General features: G+C 74.5%; 17 protein-coding genes, 1 pseudogene and 1 riboswitch. Of the genes and pseudogenes, 3 read left to right on the top strand and 15 right to left on the bottom strand.

The window, feature by feature from the left end:
• Window positions 1–50: 50 nt before the first annotated feature.
• The 9 genes and pseudogenes from QUG92_RS01085 to QUG92_RS01045 form a co-directional block, all read right to left on the bottom strand.
• Window positions 51–638 carry a hypothetical protein gene (locus QUG92_RS01085; protein WP_289457356.1) on the bottom strand — a complete coding sequence of 196 codons (588 nt, stop codon included), beginning with the start codon at window positions 636–638 and terminating at the stop codon, window positions 51–53.
• Window positions 635–1312, bottom strand: a complete 678-nt coding sequence (locus QUG92_RS01080) for a TetR/AcrR family transcriptional regulator (protein ID WP_182047999.1) — start codon at window positions 1310–1312, stop codon at window positions 635–637. Before QUG92_RS01080 ends, QUG92_RS01085 begins: the two co-directional genes overlap by 4 nt.
• A gap of 91 nt (window positions 1313–1403) precedes the next feature.
• Window positions 1404–1883, bottom strand: a complete 480-nt coding sequence (gene ribH, locus QUG92_RS01075; protein WP_069712093.1) for a 6,7-dimethyl-8-ribityllumazine synthase — start codon at window positions 1881–1883, stop codon at window positions 1404–1406.
• Between the two features lie 20 nt (window positions 1884–1903).
• Window positions 1904–2530 (bottom strand): annotated as a pseudogene (gene ribB / locus QUG92_RS01070) (3,4-dihydroxy-2-butanone-4-phosphate synthase); the annotation flags it as partial.
• Window positions 2531–2571: 41 nt separating this feature from the next.
• Window positions 2572–3210: a riboflavin synthase gene (locus tag QUG92_RS01065; protein ID WP_289457354.1), complete on the bottom strand. Its 639-nt coding sequence runs from the start codon at window positions 3208–3210 to the stop codon at window positions 2572–2574.
• 81 nt (window positions 3211–3291) lie between these two features.
• Window positions 3292–3425: riboswitch (FMN riboswitch) on the bottom strand.
• Between the two features lie 268 nt (window positions 3426–3693).
• On the bottom strand, window positions 3694–6138 hold the full coding sequence (locus QUG92_RS01060; protein WP_289457353.1) for a bifunctional lysylphosphatidylglycerol flippase/synthetase MprF: 2445 nt from the start codon (window positions 6136–6138) through the stop codon (window positions 3694–3696).
• The gene (locus QUG92_RS01055; RefSeq protein ID WP_289457352.1) at window positions 6135–7463 is read right to left on the bottom strand and encodes an alpha/beta hydrolase; all 1329 of its coding nucleotides are present in this window, start codon (window positions 7461–7463) and stop codon (window positions 6135–6137) included. Before QUG92_RS01055 ends, QUG92_RS01060 begins: the two co-directional genes overlap by 4 nt.
• A 173-nt stretch (window positions 7464–7636) precedes the next feature.
• Entirely contained in the window at window positions 7637–9328 is a 1692-nt protein-coding gene (locus QUG92_RS01050; protein WP_289457351.1) for a hypothetical protein, read from the bottom strand.
• A gap of 85 nt (window positions 9329–9413) precedes the next feature.
• Window positions 9414–10754 carry a hypothetical protein gene (locus QUG92_RS01045; protein ID WP_289457350.1) on the bottom strand — a complete coding sequence of 447 codons (1341 nt, stop codon included), beginning with the start codon at window positions 10752–10754 and terminating at the stop codon, window positions 9414–9416.
• 111 nt (window positions 10755–10865) lie between these two features.
• Here QUG92_RS01045 and QUG92_RS01040 point away from each other — a divergent pair, with 111 nt between their 5' ends.
• Complete coding sequence (locus QUG92_RS01040; protein ID WP_182048017.1) at window positions 10866–11297, top strand: GNAT family N-acetyltransferase; 432 nt, start codon at window positions 10866–10868, stop codon at window positions 11295–11297.
• 25 nt (window positions 11298–11322) lie between these two features.
• Here the strand turns inward: QUG92_RS01040 and QUG92_RS01035 are convergent, their stop codons facing one another.
• From QUG92_RS01035 to QUG92_RS01025, 3 genes are all read right to left on the bottom strand, one after another.
• Entirely contained in the window at window positions 11323–11865 is a 543-nt protein-coding gene (locus QUG92_RS01035; RefSeq protein WP_289457347.1) for an Lrp/AsnC family transcriptional regulator, read from the bottom strand.
• A gap of 61 nt (window positions 11866–11926) precedes the next feature.
• Window positions 11927–12433: a hypothetical protein gene (locus tag QUG92_RS01030; protein ID WP_069712088.1), complete on the bottom strand. Its 507-nt coding sequence runs from the start codon at window positions 12431–12433 to the stop codon at window positions 11927–11929.
• A 15-nt stretch (window positions 12434–12448) separates the two neighbouring features.
• Entirely contained in the window at window positions 12449–12838 is a 390-nt protein-coding gene (locus tag QUG92_RS01025; RefSeq protein WP_182048020.1) for a DUF5997 family protein, read from the bottom strand.
• Between the two features lie 33 nt (window positions 12839–12871).
• Between QUG92_RS01025 and QUG92_RS01020 the strand changes: the two genes are divergently transcribed.
• A complete protein-coding gene (locus QUG92_RS01020) occupies window positions 12872–13627 on the top strand; it encodes a LysR family transcriptional regulator substrate-binding protein (protein ID WP_289457343.1) in 756 nt (251 codons plus the stop codon).
• Entirely contained in the window at window positions 13624–14097 is a 474-nt protein-coding gene (locus QUG92_RS01015) for a GNAT family N-acetyltransferase (protein ID WP_289457340.1), read from the top strand. The genes QUG92_RS01020 and QUG92_RS01015 overlap by 4 nt, the downstream gene beginning before the upstream one ends.
• A 61-nt stretch (window positions 14098–14158) precedes the next feature.
• On the opposite strand, the gene QUG92_RS01010 is transcribed toward QUG92_RS01015, so the two are convergent.
• The 3 genes from QUG92_RS01010 to QUG92_RS01000 all read right to left on the bottom strand — a co-directional run bounded on the left by QUG92_RS01010 (window position 14159) and on the right by QUG92_RS01000 (window position 15783).
• The gene (locus QUG92_RS01010; protein WP_289457338.1) at window positions 14159–14773 is read right to left on the bottom strand and encodes a DNA-3-methyladenine glycosylase I; all 615 of its coding nucleotides are present in this window, start codon (window positions 14771–14773) and stop codon (window positions 14159–14161) included.
• Window positions 14774–14806: 33 nt separating this feature from the next.
• Window positions 14807–15256: a VOC family protein gene (locus QUG92_RS01005; protein ID WP_259346278.1), complete on the bottom strand. Its 450-nt coding sequence runs from the start codon at window positions 15254–15256 to the stop codon at window positions 14807–14809.
• Window positions 15257–15456: 200 nt separating this feature from the next.
• Window positions 15457–15783 (bottom strand): hypothetical protein, encoded by a 327-nt coding sequence (locus QUG92_RS01000; protein WP_069712085.1) that lies wholly within the window; start codon window positions 15781–15783, stop codon window positions 15457–15459.
• Window positions 15784–15806: the final 23 nt, after the last annotated feature.

Below are 15806 nucleotides of genomic sequence, written 5' to 3'. Positions count from 1 at the left end.
CGTTCGTCGTCCACGGGCGCTGTCCTCCACGCCCGCGCCCTCGGATCGAGTCAGACGAGCGGCTCCGGCGTCGGCCCCGCTGCGTCCCGCCGACGGGCACCCCGCAGCTGACCGCGCCGAGCGAGCGCTCCCGCCACGCCGGCAGCGAGCCCCATCGGCAGCGCCGTGCCCACGTACGCCAGGGGGTTGCCGTACCCGTCCGACAGCAGGATCGCCACGACGGCGGTCGAGGCGACCGCGAGCACCGCGGCGGTAAGCGCCGTCCAGGCCACGTGCGCCCGGTCCGACCGCACCCGGCGGAGCCGACGTCCGACGACCCACGTCACCGGGAGCGACAGGACGGACGCGACGAAGGCCGGGACCGCCGAGAACAGCGGCACGAGGACGATCCACCACAGGGTCGACGTCGCGTCCGACACGGTGACGTCGCCCCCGACGAGCACCCCCACGAGACCGACGACCGTCGGCAGGAGGCTGAGCACGGGCAGGACGGCGAGGACCAGCCACCCGTACGCACGCGCCTCGAGCGCGATCGAGTCCTCCAGGGTCCAGGTGCGGCCCACCCCGGGGCCGGTGCCGGCCGCCCCGGCCAGAGGGTCCGCGACGGTCCGACCCACCTGCTCGCCGTCGCCGCTCATGCGTCCCGCCCCGCGACGATCCCGACGATGCGGGTCACCGAACGCCGGAACGGCCGGACGCGCAGCATCGGCAGCGCGAAGCGCAGGATCCCCAGTGCCGCGTCCACCAGGCGGTCGGTGCGACGTTGCCCCGGCGAGCCGTCGTACACCCAGAAGAGCGTGACGAGCAGGTACGCCGTCCACAGTGCCCGCGGCAGGTCGGCCTGCAGCTCCTCGGGCACCCGGTTCCGCGAGTGCGCGACAGCCCGTTCGAAGAGCCCGAGGACGACGTCCCGCGCCGGGGCCGACTCGGCCGAGAACGGGTTGTTCGGCGACCCTGGCGCGATCGCGGTGGTGAGGAACTGCGGCGCGATCGCGTGCCAGGACGACAGGTTGTCCAGCCCCGTGCGGACGACGATCCCCACGCGGTCCGTCAGGTCCTCGACCCCCTCGAGCGCGGGCGTCGCGAGGGCGACGTGCTCGTGCTGCACCTCGACGTAGAGCTCCTGGACGAGGTGGTCCTTCGTCGGGAAGTGGTAGTACGCGTTCCCGACCGAGAGCCCGGCCTCGGCCGCGATGCCCCGCATCGTCGTGCCGTCGTAGCCCTGCTCGCGGAACGACCGCAATGCCACCTCGCGGATGCGCCCGCGCGTGCGGTCACGCTTGGTGACCGCCTCCCCCTGCTTTTCGAACATGTTCAAAAACTACACCGGGGCGCTGTCGGTGTCCACGGACGACGAAGCGCCCCGCACCACGGGTCCGTGGTTCGGGGCGCTCCGTCGTCGGTCAGGCGAGCTGGCGCAGGCTCCGCAGCACGACCGCGGTCGCGATCGCCGCGTGCGCGGCCTCGGCGCCCTTGTCCTCCTTCGACCCGGGGAGCCCCGCACGGTCGAGGCCCTGCTGCTCGTCGTCGAGGGTGAGCACCCCGAAGCCGACCGGCTTGCCGCTCTCGAGGGCGACCGTGGTCAGGCCGCTCGTCGCCGCGCTCGAGACGTAGTCGAAGTGGGGCGTCCCGCCGCGGATGATCACACCGAGGGCGACCACCGCGTCGAACCCGGCCTCGAGCGCGGTCTTCGCGACGACCGGCAGCTCGAAGCTGCCCGGCACGGGGACGACCTGCGCCGTGGCCCCGAGACGCTCGACCTCGCGCTGCGCACCGGCGAGGAGGCCCCCGGCGATCGTCTCGTGCCACTGTCCGGCGACGATCGCGACCCGGATGCCCGAGCCGTCAACGTGGTCGCGCTCCGCTGCTCCTGCTCCGCTCATGCTGTGGTTCCCTCCTGGGGCGCGGACGACGCCGCTGCCCGGTCGGCCGCGTCGAGCCAGTCGACGAGTGCGGCGATGGTGATGACGGGCACGCCCTCGCGTGCCCCGAGTGCGACGAGGCCCGGCAGACGCATCATCTCGCCGTCCTCGCCGACGATCTCGCAGATCGCCGCCGCGGGCCGGAGCCCGGCTGCGGTGACGAGCTCGATCGCGGCCTCGGTGTGCCCGGCGCGTTCACGGACGCCGCCCGGACGGGCCCGCAGCGGCACGACGTGCCCGGGGCGGTGCAGGTCGTCGCGGACCGACGAGGGGTCCGCGAGCACGCGGAGTGTCCGTGCCCGGTCGTGCGCACTGATGCCGGTCGTCACGCCGACCGCGGCGTCGACGGTCACCGTGTACGCCGTGCCGCGGACGTCCTCGTTGTGGGCCACCATCGGCGGCAGGTCGAGGGCGTCGGCGATCTCCGCGCTCACCGGAGCGCAGATGAACCCGGACGAGTGCGCGACCGTCCACGCGACCCACTCGGGGCTCGCGAGCTCGGCGGCGAGGATCACGTCGCCCTCGTTCTCGCGGTGCTCGTCGTCGGCGACGATGACCGGGCGCCCCGCGGCGATGGCGGCGACCGCGTCGTCGATGCTCGACAGCACCGGGCCGCCCGTCTGCGCGACGGACGGGGTCCCCACGGCGGTCACCGTGCCTCCAGGACGGGCGCCGCGGCCTCGAGCCGCAGCATGCGGCGGACGTGCCGGGCGAGGACGTCGGTCTCGACGTTCACCCGGTCCCCCGGCACCCGCGACCCGAGCGTGGTCGCCTCGAGCGTCTCGGGGATCAGGCTGACCTCGAACCACGCGTCGGCGGGCGCGGTGGCCTCGTCCGAGACGGCGCTGACGGTGAGCGAGACGCCGTCGATCGCCACGGAGCCCTTGTCGACGACGAGCGGGCTGAGGTCCGGCGCCAACGAGAAGCGCACGCGGCGCCACCCGTCGCCGTCGGCGGTGGCGAGCACGGTCGCGGTGCCGTCGACGTGCCCCTGCACGATGTGCCCGCCGAGCCGGTCGCCGACGGACGCGGCGCGCTCGAGGTTCAGGCGGTCCCCGACCGTGAGCGTGCCGTGCGCGCTCATGTCGAGCGTCTGCTTCATGACGAAGGCGGTGAAGGTGTCGGCGGTCTGCTCGACCACGGTCAGGCAGACCCCGCTCGTGGCGATGGAGTCGCCGTGACGGGCGTCGGCGACGACCTTCGGGCCGTGCACGGTGAGCGCGACGGAGTCGCCGTGCTGCTCGACGGCGGTGACGGTGCCGAGTTCCTCGATGATGCCGGTGAACACTGGTGTCCTCTCAACGGGACTCCGGGGCGCTCGACGGTCGTCGGCAACAGCGGACGGGGACGACGGATCGTCCCTGCCCGCCAGCGCCACCTCTCATCCGGACTCTCACCGTCGGTCCCGGGATCCCACCGGGTCAGCATCGGTCGGGTCGGAACCCGTCGTCAGCTCGTGGACTGTCACCACCGGTTCGGACTTGCACCGACCCCGGAGCGCTTGCGTGACTGAAATGATACCCCACACCCCCGGGGCGCGTCCGCGGGCGTTGCGTCGGGTGACACGGACCGCGTGGCGGACGGGAGGCGCGGGGCGGGCCCGCCCCGCGCCTCCCGTCCGTCGCTCCCGCCCTTGCGCCGCACCCGTACCGGGATGCCGCACCGGCAGCGAGACGCCGCGCACGCGGCGGGACGCCCCCGGATGCGGCGGCGTCTCGCGCCACGAGGCGTGCCGGTCGGACGCCGGCGTCCCGCGCGACCGCGGCCCGGCTCAGCCCCGCCCGCGCACCAGCGCGACGGCCTGCCGCAGGGACAGGTCCGGCAGGTACGCCCGCACCACCGCGACGCCGATCGCGGGCAGCGCCACCGGGTCCGGGTACGCCAGCACGAGCGGGTGCAGGTCCGGGCCGAACTTCGCCTTGAACCGGAGCAGCGACCGGAAGCCGTAGACCGGCTCGAGGACGCCGCCCACCAGGTCGAGCAGGTCCTGCACGCCGTCGGCGGTCGGCGCGCCCTCGGCCGACTGCGCGAGCGGCGCGGCGGACAGGCTGAGGCGTTCCACCCCGTCCTCGCGCATCCGGTCCGCCGCGCTCGCGACGAGGAACTCCATGACGCCGTTCGGTGCCGCGTTCGTCCGGCGCATCACGTCGAGCGTCCATCCGACGACCCGGCCGGCCCGGTGGCTCGGCAGCCAGCTGGTCACCGCGAGCACGGTGCCCTCGGGGTCGAGCGCCACGAGCGTCCGCACCGCCGGGTCCCGCATCTCGTCGACGCCGCCGAGCGTGAAGCCCATCTCGGGCAGCTCCCGCTCCGACACCCACTCCTCGGAGATCGCCTCGATCTGCCGGACCGTCGACACGGGCAGGTCCTGCCACGACGACCAGAGGGCGGTGGTGCCCTCGCGCCCGGCCTTGTTCACCGCGGTGCGGACGTCCTGCTTCTTCTTCCCGGTCGTCGTCCAGGTGCGGGGGTCCAGGTCGGCGTCCTCCGCGACCGGCAGCGTGCCCCAGCCCTGCGCGGTCAGGGTTGCCGCGGACTCGGCACCGATGCCGTAGAAGACCGCCGTCCAGCCGTGGTCGTCGCACCACCGGGCGAACGCCGTCATGGCCGCGTCACGCGCGTCCGGCCACCCGAACGGCCCGCCGACGGTCACCGCGACGCGTCCGTTGCGCCGGAACGCGACACCGGCGCGACCGTCGTCAGAGAACCAGTACGCGTTGCCCTGCCACGTCGTCATCCAGCCGAAGGTGTCCCCGCCCGCCGCCTCGAGCAGCGTCCGGGCGCGGAGTCGGCTCTCGTGCAGGCCGTCGGCGTCGGCGTCGGCGTCGACCGCACCGGTGGGCCGGACCGCCGCGGCGGCGACGACCAGCCACAGCACCGGCCCGGCGGCGCCGAGCACGAACCGGAGGGCGGGGTCGAGCGCGGGCAGTCGGTCCCAGGTCACGACCGGGGAGAGCGGCCCGAGGGCGGCGACCACGAGCCGCAGGGGGTCGGCGACGGCGCGCGGCGACGAGGCCGTCGTGACGAGCACGACGGTCGTGACGATCACGAGTGCGGCGACCACCACGACCAGGAAGGTCACCACGCGGCGCCGCGCCGGCAGGACGGTGAAGGACCGGCGGAGCAGCACGAGGACGAGCGCGGTGGCGAGCGGCACGACGACCGACGCGACCACCGAGACCGAGACGACGAAGCGGTTCTCCGTGCCGTGCAGCTCGGCCATCCGCGACGGCAGGACGCTGTAGGTCACGGCGGCGGCGACCGCCAGCACGGTGTCGACGACGACCGCGAGCCACACGGCGAAGCGGCTCCCGCGGAACAGTCCGAGCCCGGCGACGACGAGCACGAGGAGCGGCGCGACGGCGAGCACGAGCGTCCACGGGTCGGTGGCGCGGTAGGCCAGCAGGCCACGCAGGCACTCCCCCGTCACACCGTTCTCCGAGCAGCCGCGCACCGGCGTCACCGGTCCCGTGCCGACGACCGCGGCGAGCGGTGCGAGCAGGCCGACGCGGGCGCGGGAGAGGAGTGCGATGACGGGACCGATCGCCGACACGAGGACGACGGTGCCGAGCAGCACCCGGGTCTCGCGGTGCGAACTGCGCGTCCACCCGAGCCGTGCGGGCCCCCGGCGGAGGAGGTCACCGAGGAGCCACCCGGCGGCCACCGCGAGCGCGGCGGAGAGGTCCGCCACGTGTCCCGCGTAGAGGAGCAGCGCGGCGACGACCGCCACGGCGTTGACCCGGATGCGTCGGCGCCAGAGCGGCCCCGCGAAGGCGCTCGCCGTGACGATCGTCCCGAGGATCGCCGTCCACGGGTCGAAGCTGGTCGCGCGGCCGACGAGGAGCGCACCGACCTGGTGGCCGTCCCGGTCGAACAGGGCGGTCAGCGCCGCCAGCCCCGTCCCGACGACCGTCGTGGCGACGAAGGCCAGGACGGTCCGACGGCTCCCCATCAGCCGCTCGGCGGCACCGACGAAGGCGACGACACCGGCGAGCGTGAGGACCAGGGCGAGCGCCCCGGTGGTCACGGCGAAGACCCGGAACGGTCCGAAGTGGACGGCGTCGACGGACCCCGTGTGCCCGACGACGCGGATGACGAGGCCGGCGATCGAGGTCACGAGCACGAGGACCGCGACCACCGCCGTGACCGGGTACCCGCGGACGGCGCGCAGGGCGCGGGTCCAGGTCCTCGTCGGAGTCGGTACGTCCGTGCTCACAGTGCCCCCTCCTGCTGCGGCAGACCGAGGTGTGCGAGCACGGCGGGCAGCCCGTTCGCGAGCACGTACCGCACGGTGTTCCAGTCGTGGGCCGAGCCCGGCGAGACGATGAGCTGCGTCTGCTGGCCAGCGCGCTCCGCGGCGGCGCGGAGCGTCTCGGTCGACGCCCGGTACGGGGCGTCGTCCTGACCGTAGCCGAAGACGGTGAGGTGGTCGTGGTACGGCGCGTGCGCCGCCATGATCGCGACGGGAGCGGCCGCCCGGTACGCGGCCGACGAGCCGCCGAAGGCCAGCTGGGTGCTCAGCTGCGCGTTGCCCGTGATCGGCGCGAGCTCGCTCGAGATGGCCAGGGCGCTGCCGAACACGTCGGGGTGGGCGGTCGAGAACTGCATCGCACAGGTCGCCCCCTGCGAGAACCCGAGGACGCCCCAGGCGTTGGGGCCGCTCTCCACGGGGAGGTGGTGCTCGATCCACTGCACCGTGTCCGTCATCACGTAGGTGGCGCTGCGCCCGAGGCGCCGGGAGTCGACGCACATCGGGTTCCGGTTCGGAGCGGCGAGCTGGTCCGGCGACACCACGATCGGCCCGAGGCCGTGGTGGGCGGCGGCGTAGCGGTCGAGGAAGGAACCGAGGTCGCCCGTCTGGAACATGTCCGCCGGCTGCCCGGGCTGCCCGGACAGGGCGATCAGGACGGGCAGCGCCGGCGGGTGCGCGACCCGGGCGGCCGGGGGCAGCCAGACGACGGCCTTCCGCGCCCGGAAGTGCGACACGGTGCCCGGGATCTTGACGCTGACGGTCTCGCCCGCTCGCGGCATGCCGGCCGGCGCGTGCCAGTCCGCCAGGTCCACCGGCTGGCCGGCGGTGCCGTGCGTGGACACCGGGATCGTGACCGACCGGTAGGGGTCCGTGGCGACGGCCTGCTCGACGTTCTTGTAGAAGCCGAAGTCGACGTTCACCCCGAGACCGGCGGAGAGCAGCAGGGCTGCGGCCGCGCCGACCGCGAGCACCCGTGCGAGCCAGCGGCCCTGCACCGCGACCACGACCAGGAGGGCGACGCCGGCGAAGGCGAACGCCACCCACATGCGCGTGACCGGGGTGAAGGCCACACCGAAGTCGTCCTGCACGTCACCCGTCCACCAGACCGTGACGAGACCGATGGCCGCACCGACCACGGCACCGCCGACCCGGAGCGCCGCGCGTCGACCCCGGTGCCGCTCGCGGGTCGGACCGACGAGGACCCAGAGGGCGAGGACCGCGGCCAGGACGTACACGGGGACGAGCAGCCGGGGGCCGGTGATCGGGATGCGCAGGAGTTCGTGGAGCACGCTCTCATCGTGGCGCTGCACCACTGCCGGAGAGCCTCGGAAGCGCTTCCACTGCGCACAGGTTGGACACCGAGTGCTCCCAGGCAGGGCCCAGCGGGTCCTCAAGCAGACCGCTGGCGCGCGCACGGGTCGGAGGGGCACCGCGGACGGTGCCCCTCCGACCGGTCAGGCCGTCAGACGGTGCGACGGCGGAGGACCAGCGCGGCCGCCCCGAGGAGCAGCAGCAGGAGCGCCGCGGCCGCGGGGACCGCGGGCGATCCGCTACCGGTGTACGCGAGTGCCGACGGCGTCCCCGAGGTGGCGACGGCGGCGGTGTCCACCGCGGCCGGCCGGGAGGCACTGGTCGCCACGACCACGCCGGTGCCGGTGACGCCGGTGGTCGTCGCTGCGCCGGTGGTCGCTGCACCGCCGGAGCTCACCACGGGTGTCGTGGTCGCCGGCGTGGGGGTGTCGCCGCCGACGGTGGCGTCACCGGGCGTCGTGGTGGTGGGGTCCGTCACCGGGTCCGTGCCGGTCTCGGGGTCAGTGCCCGTGCCCGGGTCCGTGCCCGTCCCGGGGTCCGTGCCCGTGCCCGGGTCCGTGCCGGTCCCGGGGTCCGAGCCGGGGTCCGTGCCCGGGTCCGTGCCGGTACCCGGGGTCGTGCCCGTACCCGGGTCCGTGGTGCTCGTGCCGTCACCGACGATGCCGATGCCGTTGCCGCCGACCGAGATCGGGACGCTGACGACCGGGGTCACCTGCGTGCCCGAGGCCCCACCGTCCGAACCCGACGTCGTACCACCGGCCGACGGGGCCGAGGACCCCGCACCGGCCGTCGGTGCCGTACCCGTCGCCGTGCCGTCACCGACGACGCCGATGCCGTTGCCGCCGACCGAGATCGGGACGCTGACGACCGGGGTCACCTGCGTGCCGGAGCCCACACCGTCCGAACCCGACGTCGTACCACCCGCAGACGGGGCCGAGGACCCCGCACCGGCCGTCGGCGCCGCACCCGTCGCCGTGCCGTCACCGAGCAGCCCGATGCCGTTGCCACCGATCGTCACCGGAACCGAGACCACCGGGGTCACCTGTGTTCCCGAGGCCACACCGTCCGAACCCGACGTCGTACCACCGGCCGACGGGGCCGAGGACCCCGCACCGGCCGTCGGCGCCGTACCCGTCGCCGTACCGTCACCGAGCAGCCCGATGCCGTTGCCACCGATCGTCACCGGCACCGACACCACCGGCGAGACCTGCGTCCCCGAGGCCACACCGTCCGAACCCGACGTCGTCCCACCGGCCGACGGGGCCGAGGATCCCGCACCGGCGTCGGTCGCGGGCGGGGTCGACGTGGCGCCGGCGTCACCTGCGACGGCGACCGCGTTGCCCGTCGCCGTCACCGGAGCGGTCACGGCACCGACCACCTGCGTCCCGGAGGCGACGGCGTCCGTGCCGGACGTCGCAGGAGCAGGAGCGGGGGCTGCAGCCGGAGCAGCAGGCGCAGCGGCCGGAGCCGTCGCCGCGGCGTCGCCGGCCACGGCGACCGCGTTGCCCGTCGCCTGGACGGGAGCGGTCACGACGGGCGCGACCTGCGTCCCCGAGGCGACGCCGCCCGCACCGGACGTCACCGGTGCGGCGGACGCGGCCGGAGCCGGGGCAGGGGCGGGGGCAGCCGCCGGAGCAGCGGTCCCGGACACGGCGTCACCGAGGACCCCCAGGGCGTTCCCGGTGACGGACACCGGCACGCTGACGGCCGGAGCCACCTGGGTGCCGGACAGGATGCCGTCCGCACCGGAGGTGGTCGCGGCGTTCGCGGCCGCTGTCCCTCCGAGCGTCAGGCCTCCGACGAAGAGGGTGAACCACAGCCCTCTCGAGACGTACTTGTTCATGGTCGTTCCTCACTGATCGAGATCTGACCCGACCGCGATCGCGGTCGGGTGGTGCGTGCCTGCCGTGCGGACAGGCGCACCGACCTCAGTCAGGAGCGACGTCGTGGTCGCCGACGACCGACGCGGGGACCACGTCGTCGGCGAGGGCGCCGCGCGACCCCGCGGCGAGGGAGAACCGGACCACGGCGGTGCCGTCGACGCCGACGGGCGCAGCGCCCGCCGAGCCGGAGGACGATCCGCCGGCGGTGCCGGAGGCTTCGGGGCCGACCGGCAGGCCGTGGTGGCCGTCACCGTCCGCCGGCACGAGCAGGGCACGCCCGCCGAACGTCACCGCGGAGCCGGCGACGGGGCTCGCGGCCGGTGCCGCGACGACGGTCGCCACGCCGCCCGTCCGCTCGGCGGTCGCTCGTTCCTGCGGGGCTGCCGGGTGCGCCTCGCAGGAGGCGGCTCGCGGCAGCGCGACGTCGCCGGCAGCCGGACCGGTGGGGCCGGCAGGAGCTGCCACGGGCGGTGTCACCGGGCCGCCCACCGGGGTCGGGACGACGTCGGTGACGCCGGTCGCGCCTCCCGGCAGGACGGGCGAGGGCGATCCGGGCAGGACCGGCGGCAGCGTCCCGGGCAGGACCGGCCCGACCGGGACGGGCAGGACCGCCTCGACGGGCGGGAGCACCTGCTCGACCGTGCCGGGGAGGTCGCCGACGGTGCCGCCGACACCGCCGACCACGTCGTCGACGAGGTCCGTCACCGGGGCGGTGACGGCACCGACCGTGTCGTCGCCGAGCAGGTCGCCGGTCACCGGCAGGGCGCCGACGACCTCGTCGACGGTCGCGACGACGCCGCTGACGGGCCGTCCGTCGGTGACCCCGCGGACGGCGTCGGTGACGGGACGGACCACGCCGGTGACGGCGTCGGTGAGCGGCCGGGAGGCACTGCCCCCGCCCGTCGCGCCGGTCCCCGTCGCGGGGACGGCCGGCTGCGTCGCGGTCGGCGCGTGGTCGACGGCGGGTGCCGGCGCGGGGACGGTCGGCGTGGCGTGCACGGGGGCCGGACGGACCGGGACGGTGTGCGACGGAGCCGGTGCCGCGGCTGGTGCGGGTGCTGGTGCGCTCGGAGCGTGGACCGCGACCGGCGGTGCGGCCGGTGCCGAGGCAGCCGGAGCGGGTGCCGGTGGTGCGACGACCCCGCGGACCGGTGCCACGGCCGACCCGAGGGTCGTCCCGACGCCGTCGGTCACGCCCTGCACGGTGCCGCCGACGTCCTGCACGAGCCCGCCCACGAGCCCGCGGTGCTGGGCCGGGCCCTCCGCGGCGGACGCGGGACGGGCACCGAAGAGCAGCGACAGCAGCACGAGCGCAGCGGCGACCCCGACGCCGACGACGGCGGTCCGGAGCAGCGCGCGCCAGGGGTCGCGCAACGGCTGGTCCATGCGCTCACCTCCTGATCTCGGCTGCGCACGTAGAGTGGTTGACCGGCACTGTACGCCGAACCCCACCGGACCGCACCCGGTCTCGGGAGGAACTCTCAGGAAAGGCCGGACGTGGTCTCGATCTTCAACGCCCCGACACGCAACCTCGACATCGTGACGCTGCACGAGATCCTCCGCCTGCGGCAGGACGTCTTCGTCGTCGAGCAGGAGTGCGCGTACGCGGACATCGACGGCCGCGACCTCGAGCCGGGCACGCTGCAGTTCTGGGCCGGTCAGGGCTCGGTCGACGCCACCCTGCGACTCCTGCGCGAGGAGGACGGCACCGAGCGCATCGGTCGCGTCGCCACCGCACGGCACGCCCGGTCGCAGGGCCTCGGCGCGCAGCTCATGGAGGCCGCGATCGCCGAGTCGCGCTCCGGGTCGATCGCGATCAACGCGCAGGCCCACCTCGAGCAGTGGTACGCCCGGTTCGGCTTCGTGCGGTCCGGCGACGACTTCCTCGAGGACGCCATCCCGCACGTGCCGATGACCCGCACGCGCTAGCCGACCGGACGTGCGCGGGCGGCGCTCAGGCCCGCCAGCGCCGGAGCTCGTCGAACGACCGTCCCTGGTGCGAGCGGTCGGCGACGAGCCGTTCGAACACGATGTTCGTCTGCGTCGTCGCGACGGCCGGGTCGCCGCTCAGCTCGTCGGCGACGAAGTCCCGCAGCTGCTCGGTCGACGTGCACGCGATGTGCACGAGGAAGTCCTTGTCGCCCGCCAGGAACGACACGTCCTGCACCACGGGGACCCGCAGCAGGCGCTTGGCGAAGTCACGCAGCTCGTGTCGTGCGGCTGCGTGCACGCGCACGGACACCATGGCCTCGATCGCGAAGCCGAGCTTCGCGACGTCGACGTCCGCCCGGTACCCGCGGATGAGCCCGGCGTCCTCGAGTGCCCGGACCCGCGTCAGGCACGTGGAGGGCGCGACCCCGACGGCTGCCGCCAGGCGGTTGTTCGGCATGCGGGCGTCGGCCGCGAGCGTCCAGAGGATGCGCTCGTCGACCTCGTCGAGACGTGGCGCGGCGGGGCGTGGCGCGGCATCGGGGCGGCGGACGGGACGATCGGACACGTCCCGACGGTACCGCGGGACGCGGCTGCGCGGGACGCCGCTGCAAGGGACGCCGCTCCCGCTACATCGCCAGCGTCATGCCGATCACCGCGACGGTCATGGCGAACACCTCGCCGCTCCGGACGGCGCGACGGTCCTCGCGTCCCCACTCGTGGCGCAGCAGCCACCCGCTGAACGCGCAGTACCCGACCACCCCGGCGCCGAGCACCGCCGAGAGCGCGATCCCGTGCCCGGCGTGACCGTCGGTCAGCCCGGTGGCGTGCCCCATCAGGAGCATGCCCGCCATCACGACCGACGACAGCGCACGGTGGACGTCCATCGGCTCGGCACGGCGCCCGTCCGCACGTCGACGACGCACGACCGGCAGCGGGGCCAGCAGGAGGAGCACCGCGGCGGCCAGCAGGGTCCAGGACGCCCCGGCGTCCACGACCGGCATGAGCATCGCCACGAGCATCACCGAGGCGGGGACGATGACGCCGGGACGGGGACGGTAGCGGTCACCGACGATGCAGCACACCGAGGCGAACTGCGGCACGACGAGCATCGCGTCGGCGACGGTCTCGTGCACGGTGGTCCCGCTCGGTCAGTCCTGGGCGCGAGCGGCGGCCTTGTCGGCTCGCTGCTGCTTCACGCGGGCGTTCTCGCTGTGCACCTCGGCCTGGGTGGCGCGCTCGCGGACGAGCCACTCGGGCATCTCCTGCAGCAGCGCCTTGATCTCCGCGGTCGTCAGCGGCTCGTCGACCCCGGCGCGGGTGAGGCCCGAGATGGAGATGCCGAGCTTCTGCGCGACGACGGGACGGGGGTGCGGTCCCTCGCGGCGGAGCTCCTCGAGCCATGCCGGCGGCTCGGTGCGGAGCTCGTCGAAGGCCGTCCGCGTGACGGGGCCCTCGCGGAACGACTCCGGGGCGGCCGCCAGCAGGATGCCGAGCTTCTTCGCAGCCGTCTCGGCCTTCATCGTCTGTTCCTGCGCCATGGGTACCAGGGTACGGCCCCTACACTCGGTTGCATGACCGCGGCCCTCACCATCGCCTTCGTCCCGGGGGTCTCCCCCGCGAAGTGGGTCCGGGTCTGGCGGGACCGCTTCCCGGACACCACCCTCGGCCTGCTCCCGATCGGTCCGGACGAGGTCGACGAGGCCCTGACCGGGGAGGCCGACATGGCCTTCGCGCGGATGCCCGTCGGCGCGCACCTCAACAGCATCCCGCTCTGGACCGAGACCGCGGTCGTCGCGATGCCGAAGGACTCCCCCCTCGCCGACGCCGACACGGTCACCGACGCCGACCTGGCAACGGTGCACGTCGTCGACGCCGGCCCCGTCCCCGCGGACATCCCGGCCGCACTCGACCTGGTCGAGGCGAACGTCGGCGTCGTGGTGCTCCCCCAGTCGCTCTTCCGCGCCGCGAGCCGCAAGGACCTGGTCGCCCGCCCGCTGGAAGGCTCGGCCGGCACACGGGTCGCGCTGGTCTGGCGGGACACCGACGCCTCCGACACGACGGAGGAGTTCATCGGCGTGGTGCGCGGGCGGACCGCGAACAGCTCGCGGGCAGCCCAGGACCGGCCGGGAGGCCCGTCCCGCGCCGACGACGACGGCGCACGCGGGCAGCGTGCCGGTTCCGGCGCCGGTGGCAAGGCGACCGCGAAGCAGGCCTCCGGTGGCAAGGCCGGCGGCAAGGGCGCGCGCAAGCCCCGCGGCTCCGGCCGTCCCGGCACGCAGCGACTCGGCAACGGCAAGCCGAAGCGCGGCTCAAAGGGCAACCGGTGACCGGCACTCGGCTCGTCCCGATGCCGGCCGAGCGGGTCCCCGCCTGGCTCGACCGGACGATGACCGAGTACGTCGCCTCGCGGATGCGGTCCGGCGAGAGCCGCACGCGGGCCGAGGCCAATGCCCAGGGGTCCCGCGACCGCTGGTTCCCCGGTGGCGCTCCCCTGCCGGACCACTTCGTCTGGGACGTGCTCGACGACGACGACGCGGTCGTCGGGTACCTGTGGATCGGCCCGTTCTCCGCCGAGGCCACCACGGAGTGGTGGGTGTTCGACGTCGAGATCGACGCCGCCCACCGCCGGAACGGACACGCCCGACGTGCGCTCGAGGCCGGACAGCGGGTCGCCCGCGAGCACGGCGCGACGAGCATCGGGCTCAACGTGTTCGGCTACAACACGGGCGCGCAGGACCTGTACGAGCAGCTCGGGTACCGCGTCACCTCGACGCAGATGCAGCTGCCGCTGACCTGATCGCGCGAGGCACCCGGACCGGCTCCGGGCACCCCGACCGCCTCCGGGCATCCGGGCCGCGTCAGTGCCAGACGCCGGACGTGCCCCGCCGGTGACTGCCGACGAGGTGCGTGTCGACGATCCCCAGCGCCTCCATGAGCGCGTGCATCGTCGTCGGCCCCACGAAGGCGAACCCCCGCGCGCGGAGTGCCTTCGAGAGCGCCGTCGACGCGTCGCTCGTGGTCGGCACCTCGGCGGCCGTGCGGGGTGCGGGTGTGGCATCGGGCCGGAACGACCACACGAGGTCGGCCAGACCACCGTCCGCGCGGAGCGCCACCGTCGCCGCAGCGTTCGTGATCGTCGCGCGGATCTTCGCCCGGTTCCGGACGATGCCGGCGTCGCCCAGCAGGCGCTCGACGTCGTGCTCGTCGAACCGCGCCACGACGTCCGGGTCGAAGTCGGCGAAGGCCGAGCGGAACGCCGGGCGCTTCGCGAGGATCGTGCGCCAGGACAGGCCGGACTGGAACGCCTCGAGGGAGAGCCGCTCGAACACGCCCCGTTCGTCGTGGACGGGCATGCCCCACTCGGTGTCGTAGTAGTCGCGGAGCATCGGGTCGGCCGCCGCCCAGACGGGGCGCGCGAGTCCGTCGGGCCCGGTCACCAGGTCGGACGGGGCGATCGCGGGGTCGGTGCTCACCGCTCCATCCTGGCGGTGACCGCCGACGCGGCGCTACTCGTCCTCCGTGCCGCCCTGGCCCGCCGCTCCGCCCATCGCCTGCTGGTCCATCCAGACGTACTCCCACCGGTGGCCGTCCGGGTCGGTGAAGCTGCGCTGGTACATGACGCCGAGGTCGACCTCCGGCCGGTCCTCGTCCCCGCCGTTCATCACGGCCGCGTCGACGATGCGGTGCACCTCGTCCTTCGACGCGGCGCTCAGCGAGTTGATGACCTCGATCGTGCCCGGGTCGGCGATCGCCTTGTCGGTGAACTCCTGGAACTTCGCGTGGGTGAGGAGCATCACGTACACCGTGTCGCTCACGACCATGCACGCGGCGGTCTCGTCGGTGAACTCGGGGTTCGTCGCGTAGCCGAGCGCCTCGTAGAAGGCGACGGCCCGGTCGAGGTCGGCAACGGGCAGGTTGATGAACACCATCTGGTCCACGGTGGTTCCCTTCGTCACCACCAACCTGGCCCGGCCACGCACCGGGCGCAACCGTTCCGTGGCGGAACCGACCCGTGCCTCCCGGCCGGGCGTGCTCGTTCGTTCCCAGGACCGGTGCGGTGGGAAGCGGGAACGGGCGTAGCTGGACGGGAGATCCGACCAGGTACGCCCGTTCCGACGAGGGACGCCCGTTCCCACCGAGCGGGAGACAGCCTGGGTCAGGCGGGGTCGCGCCCCTCGCCGGCGGCGCGCTGGTCGGCCTCGGCCTCGGCCTGGCCGATGATGTCCTCCGCCGGTACCGGGTTCAGCCGGTCCCAGAGGAAGAACAGCAGGCCGCCGACGAGCAGCGACAGTCCCACCCACAGGTTGATGTGGATGCCCCCGGTCTTCTGCGGGTCGGTGTCCCAGTGGACGATGCCGACGATGGTCGTGATGACGCCGTAGAGCACGAACAGGCCGCCGAGGATGCGGCGCAGGTCGAGTCGTCGGGTGGAGCGGACGAGGGCTGCCTGCTCCTCGGTCAGCGCGGTGGTGTTCTCACGCACGGTGGTTCTCCTTCGGGTCCGGG

Source organism: Curtobacterium citri, assembly GCF_030362955.1.
GTDB classification, from domain to species: Bacteria; Actinomycetota; Actinomycetes; order Actinomycetales; family Microbacteriaceae; genus Curtobacterium; species Curtobacterium citri.
The sequence above is the reverse complement of the archived record's forward strand: the minus strand, read 5'-3'. Positions and strand labels throughout refer to the sequence as shown.

What these genes read in the sequence shown, in the direction of transcription:
- ribH (WP_069712093.1), bottom strand. Translation starts at nt 1,883, where the DNA reads ATGAGCGGAGCAGGAGCAGCGGAGCGCGACCACGTTGACGGCTCGGGC.
- QUG92_RS01020 (WP_289457343.1), top strand. Translation starts at nt 12,872, where the DNA reads ATGACCGCGGCCCTCACCATCGCCTTCGTCCCGGGGGTCTCCCCCGCG.
- QUG92_RS01080 (WP_182047999.1), bottom strand. Translation starts at nt 1,312, where the DNA reads ATGTTCGAAAAGCAGGGGGAGGCGGTCACCAAGCGTGACCGCACGCGC.
- QUG92_RS01045 (WP_289457350.1), bottom strand. Translation starts at nt 10,754, where the DNA reads ATGGACCAGCCGTTGCGCGACCCCTGGCGCGCGCTGCTCCGGACCGCC.
- QUG92_RS01085 (WP_289457356.1), bottom strand. Translation starts at nt 638, where the DNA reads ATGAGCGGCGACGGCGAGCAGGTGGGTCGGACCGTCGCGGACCCTCTG.
- QUG92_RS01025 (WP_182048020.1), bottom strand. Translation starts at nt 12,838, where the DNA reads ATGGCGCAGGAACAGACGATGAAGGCCGAGACGGCTGCGAAGAAGCTC.
- QUG92_RS01050 (WP_289457351.1), bottom strand. Translation starts at nt 9,328, where the DNA reads ATGAACAAGTACGTCTCGAGAGGGCTGTGGTTCACCCTCTTCGTCGGA.